General features: G+C 66.4%; 8 protein-coding genes. 4 read left to right on the top strand and 4 right to left on the bottom strand.

Going from position 1 to position 10,008, the window contains the following annotated elements; translation table 11 throughout:
* Positions 1-68: 68 nt before the first annotated feature.
* A complete protein-coding gene (locus QMX83_RS17410; protein ID WP_282297902.1) occupies positions 69-1,277 on the bottom strand; it encodes a DUF4785 domain-containing protein in 1,209 nt (402 codons plus the stop codon).
* Between the two features lie 10 nt (positions 1,278-1,287).
* The gene (locus tag QMX83_RS17405) at positions 1,288-2,169 is read right to left on the bottom strand and encodes a hypothetical protein (RefSeq protein ID WP_282297901.1); all 882 of its coding nucleotides are present in this window, start codon (positions 2,167-2,169) and stop codon (positions 1,288-1,290) included.
* Positions 2,170-2,401: 232 nt separating this feature from the next.
* Here QMX83_RS17405 and QMX83_RS17400 point away from each other — a divergent pair, with 232 nt between their 5' ends.
* Positions 2,402-3,250: a phosphatase PAP2 family protein gene (locus QMX83_RS17400; protein ID WP_282297900.1), complete on the top strand. Its 849-nt coding sequence runs from the start codon at positions 2,402-2,404 to the stop codon at positions 3,248-3,250.
* 298 nt (positions 3,251-3,548) lie between these two features.
* On the opposite strand, the gene QMX83_RS17395 is transcribed toward QMX83_RS17400, so the two are convergent.
* Positions 3,549-5,816: a TonB-dependent receptor gene (locus tag QMX83_RS17395; protein ID WP_282297899.1), complete on the bottom strand. Its 2,268-nt coding sequence runs from the start codon at positions 5,814-5,816 to the stop codon at positions 3,549-3,551.
* Positions 5,817-6,008: 192 nt separating this feature from the next.
* Between QMX83_RS17395 and QMX83_RS17390 the strand changes: the two genes are divergently transcribed.
* On the top strand, positions 6,009-7,037 hold the full coding sequence (locus QMX83_RS17390; RefSeq protein ID WP_282297898.1) for a TIGR00266 family protein: 1,029 nt from the start codon (positions 6,009-6,011) through the stop codon (positions 7,035-7,037).
* A gap of 259 nt (positions 7,038-7,296) precedes the next feature.
* Positions 7,297-8,295 (top strand): patatin-like phospholipase family protein, encoded by a 999-nt coding sequence (locus tag QMX83_RS17385; protein ID WP_282297897.1) that lies wholly within the window; start codon positions 7,297-7,299, stop codon positions 8,293-8,295.
* Positions 8,296-8,377: 82 nt separating this feature from the next.
* On the opposite strand, the gene QMX83_RS17380 is transcribed toward QMX83_RS17385, so the two are convergent.
* Positions 8,378-8,860 (bottom strand): Lrp/AsnC family transcriptional regulator, encoded by a 483-nt coding sequence (locus QMX83_RS17380; RefSeq protein WP_282297896.1) that lies wholly within the window; start codon positions 8,858-8,860, stop codon positions 8,378-8,380.
* 127 nt (positions 8,861-8,987) lie between these two features.
* Here QMX83_RS17380 and phhA point away from each other — a divergent pair, with 127 nt between their 5' ends.
* Positions 8,988-9,884, top strand: coding sequence for a phenylalanine 4-monooxygenase (gene phhA / locus QMX83_RS17375; RefSeq protein WP_282297895.1), 897 nt, complete (start codon positions 8,988-8,990; stop codon positions 9,882-9,884).
* Positions 9,885-10,008 lie beyond the last annotated feature (124 nt).

Genomic DNA, 10,008 nt, shown 5'->3' with positions numbered 1-10,008 from the left:
GCGCCGGCTGTCAGCCGGCCCTCGATACCGCGTGGGCCGGCCAACTGCCGGCGCTACCGGTGTTCCGCTTAGAAGCTCAGACCCACCGCCCGCGACTCAATCGGGGCCATGCGGGTCTGGTCCCGCAGTTCCAGCGCGCGTACCTGGAACGGGGCACCGTAGCCCTTGGGCAGCGCGACGCTGTCAAACGGCAGGCCCAAGGTGCCGGCACCCGCCGAATCGAACCAGGCCGCACTGTGCGCCTGCGCCACCGGCCGCAGCTGACCATCCGGGCCGGTGGCATACAGCGTGCCGCGCGCCTCGTAGCGGCCCGGTGCCCCCACCTGCAGCGGCAACTGCAGCACGCGCCGGCTGGCGTCGGCCTGGACCTGCCCGCTGAAGCGGGCGGTAGCCTGGGCCACGGCGAAAGCGATCTTGGCGTCGCGTTGCACGCCATTGGCACTGATGAAGGCCTGCAGTTCCCACAGCCCCTGGGTGTTGCCCACATCCTGCGGCACCGTCACCTGTGCGGTGAGCCCGGCTTTTCCGTTCTGCAGCGGCACCGGCCAGCTGCGGCCATCCGGGGCCACCAGCAGGGCTTCACCGCCCGCCGGCAGGCTGCGCAGGAGGTTGCGCCCGGCACCGGTCGTGGTGCCACCACCGTCGTCCACCAGCTGCGCGGTGACGGTGAGCGTGCCGCCGGCCAACACGTGGTCGCGACTGCTCTGCAGGCGCAGGCTGATCGGGCTGTTGGGTTCGAGCACCTGCACCACGTAGCGCCCCTGCGCCTGTGCGCTCTGTAACCGGTAGGTGCCTGCTGTGGCGGTTTTGCCGGTGCGCGCCATCGCGGTTCCGACGTTGACTGGCATGCCGGCGGCCTGCAGCTGCTGGCTGTCGACCACCTGCTCAACCTTCAGCGCACCGGCCGGGTCACGCAGCTGCCACTGCGCCGGGGTCAACGTGCGTGCGCCCGGTGCCGGGCTGACCTGGATGACGGCGTCCGGCGCGGTCATCGGCAGCGCCACGCCCTGCTGCAGCGCGCTGCCGTCCACCATTTCCCAGTAGCTGCGGCTGACCGCCACGAACGGCACCGGGTCAGCCAGTGCCTGGTTGGGGTCCAGCGCCCAGGCGAACTGGACCGGTTCGCGCTCGCCTGCATCGGCCGGTAATGGTGCGGTTTCGACCCGGGTCGGGACCTGGTCGCTGCTGCGGGCAGCCTGAAGGGGTTGCGCGGCCTGCAGCGGCAGGGCGGCGAGGGCGACGGCCATGGCCGCCGCGAGTTTCACGGTTGGGGTCATGTCGGGCTCCTTAAAGGGTGAGGTCGTTGCGCAGGATCGTGCCGAGGCCGAAGCACTCACGACGGCTCTGGTTGTGGCTGAGCGGCTCCGCCCCGGCGGTGCGCGCGGTGTCGGTGAACAGCACGGTGCCAGCCGCACGCTGGCTGCTGCATTCCAGGAAGCCGTCGGAACAGCTGCTCAGCCAGTTCTGGGTGAACTCCAGGCCGACGTTCTGGGCGTAGCCGCCACAGTAGCTGTCGCTGTCCCACACCGCCGAGTCCACATCGGTGCCCACCACTGCGCGGAACGGCTTGGGCAGCGCCGGGCGGCCGGCGGTGCCGTACAGGTTCTGCGCGTTGTAGGTGGCCATCCAGCCCACCTGCTGCATGCGCACGGCGTCGTTCTGGTAACCCAATAACCAGCCCACCGAGGCTTCAAACACATTGCCGTTGAGCACCGCATCGGCCAGCGGCGTGCCGGCCGAGGACGGGGCCAGCGCGGTGACCTTGCTGATGGTCTGGATCAGCTTGGGGTAGCGGCTGTCGTAGGTGGGGTTGGACAGGATCCAGCGCACCACATTGCCGCCGTTGGAATGGGTGATGACCACCAGCTTGGTGATGCCACGGCTGTTGATGAAGCTGGTCAGCTGGGTGGCCAGGCAGCCGGCGGCTTCCGGCTTCCACATGTACTGCTCGAAATCGCAGTTGATGACCGTGTAGTTGCTGCTGTTGGGCAGACCCTGGCGCACGGTGTCGATGATGCCGGGTTGCCAGTAGTCGGTGCGGGCGTCGGTCTGCTTGCCGGTGCCGTGCACGAAGGCCACGCCCAGCACGTCGGCGGCGTGCGCGCTGGCACAGGCGAGCATCAAGCCGAGAGCCATCATGGCCCCCGTCCCCACTGCTTTGCTTTGCATCGAGTGTCTCCGGATGTTTGGTGATCCCCCTGATTGCCGGCACCCTCGTGGGGAAGCTGCCGGGGCCGAAGCTATGCCGGGCGGCGCGTGAATTTCCGTGAACCAGTGCCGTATTCCTTGCATCTGCAACCACTCCCACGCGGTATGCCAGGTCTGGCGGCATGACCTGCGGCCGCTGGCAGGGGCCTGTGAAGCTGCGATCATGCGGGCTCATCGTCGCCGAGTACTGCCCATGTCGCTGTTCACCCCAACTGCGCTTCTGCGCCCCGCCCTGGCCGCTGCCGTGATGTCGGTTCTGGCCGGTTGTGCCACTACGGCCGCCCCGCAGGGCACGCCAGTGGAGGCGTCGGTGGTGACCAAGGCGGTGGGCTATCTGGCCGTCCGTGACGTACCGGCAAGCCTGGACCTGGTGCCGGCTCCGCCGGCAGCCGGGTCGGCCGGTTTCGCCCTGGACGAGCAGGTCAGCCGGGAAGCGCGTGCGCTGCGTGGCAGCCCGCGCTTTGCCCAGGCGACTACCGATGCGGAACTGGGCTTCCCGGAAGGGGCCAACCAGTTCTCCTGCGCGATTGGGCTGGATGTGGACGCGCAGAAGACCCCCGCGCTGTACCGTCTGCTGGAGCGCAGCCGCATTGACGCCAGTGCCGCCACCCGCGTGGCCAAGAAGCATTACCAGCGCGCGCGGCCCTTCATGGTCAATGGCGAGCCAACCTGCACGCCGGAGGATGAAGAAGGCCTGCGCGGCAACGGTTCGTACCCGTCCGGCCACACCTCGATTGGCTGGGCCTGGGCACTGATCCTGTCCGAGATCGTGCCCGAGCGTGCCGACGCCATCCAGCTGCGCGGCCGCAATTACGGCGAAAGCCGCCTGGTGTGCAACGTGCACTGGCAGAGCGACATTCTGGAGGGACGTTTCATGGGCGCAGCGGCGGTGGCCCGGCTGCACGACAACCCCGAATTCCAGCGCGACCTGGCGGCCGCGCGCAAAGAGATCGCGGCAGCGCGCGCAAACGGTGCAACGTCCAGCCGCGATTGCGCAACCGAGGAAACGGTATTGAAGGTACGCCCCGAAAGCGCCCTGTAATGTCCGAAGCACCATGCCGCGGTATCCGGATCCAATACCGTTCGCCAGCAATTCGTAGCGCCGACTGCTAGTCGGCGACCGCGCAACGCGCGGCACAAGCATCCAGCGCCGCGATAGGTCGGTGCCGATGCGTTGGCCGACGTTGAAAAGCGGCCGAAGCCACGCGTCAGGCGTTCATGACGCCGGAACGAAGAGCAGTCGACCAAGGGTCGACTCTACCGGAGTTCCCCATTTGATCGGTGGGGGCCACACAAAAACGGCGCGGATCTCTCCGCGCCGTTTTCATTTCAACCCCGCATCAGAACTTCGCGGTGAACTCGACGCCAAACGTGCGCGGCTCGTTGAGGAAGCCGGTCAGGTTGTTGAAGTCGATCGCGCCGACCACGCGGGTCTGGTTGGTCAGGTTGCGGCCGAACACGGCCACGTCGTACTGACCGTACTCCCAGTTGTAGCCCAGGCGCAGGCCGCCTTCCAGCGACGAACGGCTGCGGAACTCCGGCGATTCGTACAGGAAGAAGTTCACCGGGCTGCGGTACGCCCAGTCGGTGTACACGTACAGCTCGCTGGCGTCGTTGAGCGGGAAGCCCGCGCGCAGGGTCAGGTTGTGGATGAGCTTCGGTGCCTGCGGCAGCGGGTTGCCGTTGACCAGTGCGTAGGTGCCGCCATTGATGACCGTGGTCGGATCGGTGATGGTGCAGCCGCCACCGCAGATCGCCACCGCGAGGTCGCGGTCCTTGATCTCGGTGTCGTTGTAGCTGCTGCCCAGGGTCAACAGCACGTGGTCGGTCAGGTAGGCCTCGAAGTCCAGTTCGACGCCCTGGCCCACGGTCTTGTCCGCATTGAGCAGGGTCGCGGTGTTGTTGGCACCGCCGACCGCGATCAGCTGCTGGCCATCGACGTCATAGCGGAACACGTTGAAGCCCAGACGCGCGCGGCGGTCGAACAGGTCGGCCTTGATGCCGGCTTCGTACGAGATCACCTTCTCCGAATCGGCCTGCGAGACGCCACCGAAGGCCAGACGGCCCTGGATCGACGGCGCACGGAAGCCCTTGGCCACACGCGCATAGGCGTTGAGGTTGTCGGTGATCTGATACACGCCGCTCAGGTCCCAGCTGACGTCATCCACATCGGTCTTGGCGATGTACGGACCGCTGACCGGGGTACCGCCCGGCACGGCCTGCAGCACGCTGGCGGTGAAGTCCTTCTTGTCCTGCGTGTAGCGCACGCCGGCGCGCAGCTTGAACTTGTCGGTCACGTCCAGGTCGCCCGAGGCGAACACGGCCCAGGCCTTGTTGCGCTGGCTCTGCACGGCATGGCCGGTCTGCGGGTTGCCCGGGGTGAGCGAGTCGTAGTTGAAGCTGTCGATGGTGACGTCTTCGTCGAAGTAGAACACGCCGGCCTGCCAGTCGAAGCGGCCCCATTCGTTGGATTCCACGCGGAATTCCTGGGTCCACTGGCGGTGGTCGGGCAGGCCGTCGGCCGACTCGGACGGGAACGGAATGAAGCCCGGACCGTAGTTGCCGTCGCCGAGGAAGCTGGCACCGTAACCGCCGTCGATATCGCCATGGTTGAGCGATTCGGCGGTTTCATAGCCGGTGATCGAGTGCAGGGTGACGCTGCCCAGGTTCCACTGCAGGCGCGCGCTGCCGCCCCAGGTGTCCAGCTCGGAGAAGTTCACGCCGTCATTGGAGACCTTGTCGCGGTCGAAGTTCTCCACCAGCTTGTTGCTGCCCGGCTGGATGATGTTGGCGCGGAACAGACGGGCAGTGCCGTTGAGCTTGCGCTTGTGCAGGTTGAACAGCGCCTCGAACTCGTCGCCTTCGTACAGGAACTGCACCCGGCCGGCGGATTCGTCGTAGCCTTCAAAGCCTTCGGCCGGGCCGTTCGGACGGGTGTTGTCGACGTAGTTGTCGCGGCGCTGGTACAGCGCCGACACGCGCGCCGACCAGCGGTCGGTCAGCGGGCCGCCGTAGGCACCCTGCACGTTCCAGGTGTCGTAAGTGCCGTAGGACACCTTCACGTAGCCATCGGCGTCCTGCGACGGACGGGCCGAGTCGAACTTGACCACGCCGGCCGGAGTGTTGCGGCCGAACAGCGTGCCCTGCGGGCCGCGCAGCACTTCAACGCCGGCCAGGTCGAACAGCGGGAAGCCCTTCAACAGCGGGCTTTCCTGCACCACGTCGTCATACACCAGCGAGACCGGCTGCGAGGCATTGAGGTCGAAGTCGGTGTTGCCCAGGCCGCGGATGTAGAAGCGCGGGAAGGCACGACCGTAGGACGATTCAATGTTCAGGCTCGGCACGCGCGCCGACAGGAAGCGGATGTCATCGCCGGCCGAGCCGAGCACGTCGAGCTTCTCACCCTGGATGGCCGAGATCGAGACCGGCACGTCCTTGGCGTTTTCCACACGGCGCTGTGCCGTTACCTGCAACGTATCGAGGGCGACCGGATCCTTGGCGGCGGGGGCGTCCTGGGCTGCGGCCGTCAATGGCAGCAGGGCGGCAAGGGCAACAGCGAGGGGGTGCACGGACGCGGAGCGACCGTGGGCAGTGCGGTTCGAGAACATGGCGATTAGGCTGTGTTGGGAGGGGTGGTGGACCGGCGCTACCAGACAATTGTTGCAGCACAGCAACAACGTCGCAAATTCCGGTCATTTATTACCAACGTTTTGGACCCATGATGTGAAGGAATGGGCCGGAGTCACATCCGCGCTTCCCGCCCGTCCCTTCCATACCCCTTCCACAAGCAGGCCCGCCCCATGACCCAGTGGTACTTCCATCTTTCCGGCCAACCCGACCGCATCGGCCCGCTGGACGACGAATCCGCCCGCCGCTTCGCCCAGGCCAACCGCCAGGCGCTGGTGTGGTGCGAGGGCATGAGTGGTTGGATGAAGATCGCCGAGGTGCCCGAACTGCTGGCCGGCAGCACCGGCCCGGTCGGCACCCCGCCCCCGGTACCGGGCGGTTCCACCAGTCGCGGCCAGCGCGCCGACGACATCGACTACCGCATCGTCGGCCATGAAATGCAGTTCGTGGAGATCGAGCTCGACCCGGGCGAGAGCGCGATTGCCGAGGCCGGCGCACTGATGTTCAAGGACGCCGTCGTGCAGATGGACACCGTGTTCGGCGACGGCTCGCACAGCGGCCAGGGCGGCGGCTTCATGGACAAGCTGATGAGCGCCGGCAAGCGCGTGCTCACCGGCGAAAGCCTGTTCGCCACCCTGTACACCCACACCGGCCAGGGCAAGGCCAAGGTCGCCTTCGCCGCGCCCTACCCCGGCACCGTGCTGCCGATGAAGCTGGACCAGCACGGCGGCCGCCTGATCTGCCAGAAGGACAGCTTCCTGGCCGGCGCACGCGGCGTGCAGATCGGCGTGCATTTCCAGCAGAAGATCATGACCGGCCTGTTCGGCGGCGAGGGCTTCATCATGCAGAAGCTCGAAGGCGACGGCTGGGTGTTCATCCATGCCGGCGGCTGCGTGATCGAGCGCGAGCTGGCCCCGGGCGAGCGCCTGGATGTGGACACCGGCTGCGTGGTCGCCTTCCACTCCACGGTGAACATGGACGTGCGCCGCGTAGCCGGGATCAAGAGCATGGTGTTCGGCGGCGAAGGCGTGTTCCTGGCCACCCTGACCGGCCCCGGCAAGGTCTGGCTGCAGTCGCTGCCGTTCTCGCGCCTGGCCGGCCGCATGTGGATGGCCGCACCGCAGGGCGGTGGCCAGAACCGCGGCGAAGGCTCGGTGCTGGGCGGGCTGGGGCGGATTCTGGATGGGGATAACCGGTTCTAGAGCCCGGCGCGACACTTGGCGACGGCTTTGACCGTAGCAACCGCATTGGTTGGGTAGTACGCTGCTGGCGTTGGCCGAAAGGCACCTGCAGCACCCAATGGCCGAAAGGCACCCTGAGAAAGCCCGCGAAAGCGGGCTTTCTCTTGTTCCGTGCCTCCGAACCAGCCACGCTAACCCAGATTAACCGCCGATCCATGGGGTGCCAGCCAGCGGCCGGCACTACCGTTATGCTATCGCCCATTCACTTTTCGGCTTGCCGATGAACGCCTTCCGCCGCACACGTCTCACGCTGTCTGTTGCCCTGCTCGGCCTGTTGGCCGCTTGCGGCGGCGAGAACACCAAGCCGACTCCGGTCACCCCGGTGGTGGTGCCGGCGACGCCGGCCAAGCCGGTGAAGATCGGCATCGCACTCGGTGGCGGCGCGGCCAAGGGCTTTGCGCACATCGGTGTGATCAAGATGCTGGAGGCCAACGGCTTTGAGCCGGTGGTGGTGTCCGGCACCAGCGCCGGCAGTGTGGTTGGCGCGCTGTATGCCAGCGGCATGGACGCGTTCGCCATGCAGAGCAAAGCGGTGGCGCTGGACGAAGCCAGCATCCGCGACGTGCGCCTGTTCTCGGGCGGGCTGGTGCAGGGCCAGAAGCTGCAGGACTACGTCAACGCGCAGGTCAACAACAAGCCGGCCGAGAAGCTGAAGAAGCCGTTCGCTGCGGTGGCCACCAATCTGGATAACGGCGAACGCGCGGTATTCGTGCGCGGCAACGTCGGCCAGGCCGTGCGCGCCTCGAGCAGCATTCCGGGCGTGTTCGAACCGGTGAAGATCGGTCAGAACATGTTCGTTGACGGCGGTGTGGTCAGCCCGGTGCCGGTGGATGCCGCGCGCCAGCTTGGTGCGGACTTCGTCATCGCCGTGGATATCTCCAGCAAGGCCAGCGGCAAGTCGCCGACCGGCATGCTCGGCATCGTCAACCAGTCCATCGCGATCATGGGCCAACGCCTGGGCGAACAGGAACTGGCGCGCGCCGACATCATCATCCGCCCCAAGGTGCTGGATATCGGCGCAGCCGATTTCAGCCAGCGCGGCTATGCGATCCTGGAGGGCGAAAAGGCGGCGATGGCGGCGATGCCGCAGATCCGTGCCAAGGTGGAACAGCTGCGTCGTGCGCGTGCGGCGGCAGCAGCGCCGCCGCCGCCGGCTCCCAAGTGCGATGAGCCTTCGCGCATGGGCAAGCTGATGGGGCGCAAGGAAAAGTGCGCCTGATCCCGTAGTGCCGGGCTCTGCCCGGTAGCTTCATCCGATCGCGTCTACCCGGACCCGCGCGAGCAACCGAACTCGTCGGCGATCACTCCAGCTGCGTCAGCGGTAACGACTGGAAGTCCTTCACGGTGCGCAGCACGAAGCTCGAATTGACGTCGGCAACACCGGCGGCGTTGAGCAGCTTGTCGAGCAGGAAGCTGGAGAAGTGTTCGAGGTCGCGCACGTAGACGTGCAACAGGTAGTCCATGTCGCCGGTGAGTGCGTGGCACGCCACCACTGCGTCCCACTCGATCACGCTGTCGGCGAACAGCGCGATGGCGTGCTGGTCATGCTTCTCCAGCTGCACACGCACGAAGGCCTGCAGGCCCAGGCCAATCCGCTTGGGTTCCAGTCGCGCCCCGTAACCGGCAATCACCCCTTCCGCCTCCAGCCGCTGTACCCGGCGCAGGCAGGCCGAGGCGGACAGGTTCACCCGCGCAGCCAGCTCAGCGTTGGTGGCGCGCCCGTGTTGCTGGATTTCCGCCAGCAAACGCAGATCCGTGCGGTCGAACTGGGCTACTCCGGTCATTGCTGCTCCGCAACATGGAATGGACGCAACGATATTGCGCCAATCCGGGATATCCGTGCAACTTTGCAACCCTGTTGCGCGCCCCCTGCCCTAGCATCACAGGATCACTTCCCAGGAGTCCACGCCGATGGAAACCGCCACCGCCCCCCGCCGCGTCGAACGCCAAGAGACCGACAAGGGCTATGTGCCGGTGTATACCACCGCCGTGGTGGAACAGCCCTGGGACAGCTACAGCGCCGACGACCACGCCACCTGGAGCACGCTGTACCAGCGCCAGCGTGAGCTGCTGGAAGGCCGCGCCTGCGACGAGTTCCTGAAGGCGCAGGACGAGATGGTCATGAGCGCGCACATGATTCCGCGCTTTGACCAGCTCAACGAGGTGCTGGGCGCAGCCACTGGCTGGACCCTGGTGGGTGTGGAAGGGCTGCTGCCGGAGCTGGATTTCTTCGACCACCTGGCCAACCGCCGCTTCCCGGTGACCTGGTGGATCCGCCGCCCGGACCAGATCGACTACATCGCCGAGCCGGACATGTTCCACGACCTGTTCGGGCATGTGCCGCTGCTGATGAACCCTGTGTTCGCCGACTACATGGCCGCGTACGGTCGTGGCGGGGTCAAAGCCCATGCGATCGGCCCGGATGCGCTGCAGAACCTGACCCGCCTGTACTGGTACACGGTCGAGTTCGGGCTGATCAACACACCCAAAGGCCTGCGCATCTACGGTGCCGGCATCGTGTCATCCAAGGGTGAGTCGCTGTACTCGCTGGAGTCGGACGCGCCCAACCGGATCGGGTTTGATCTGGAGCGCATCATGCGCACCCGCTACCGGATCGACACCTTCCAGAAGACGTACTTTGTGATCGACAGCTTCGAGCAGTTGATGCAGGCCACCGATCCGGACTTCACCCCGATCTACGCCGCATTGGAGCAGCAGGAACATCTGCCGGCTGGTGATGTGCAGGACTTCGACCATGTGTTCCACAAGGGTACGGGCGAAGGCTGGGCCGAAGACGGGGATGTTTGATCGCGGGTTTTGAAGTTTAGGTCGCTAACCTTCAAAAGCGTCCGGAGCATTTGAAGGTTAGCGGGTAGCCGAGTTCCGGTAGCGCCGGCCGTTGGCCGGCCCATGCGTTGTCGAGGGCCGGCCA

The organism is Stenotrophomonas sp. PS02289 (assembly GCF_029960115.1).
In the GTDB taxonomy this organism is placed as follows: Bacteria; Pseudomonadota; Gammaproteobacteria; order Xanthomonadales; family Xanthomonadaceae; genus Stenotrophomonas.
This window is presented reverse-complemented; position numbering and strand designations above follow the sequence as displayed.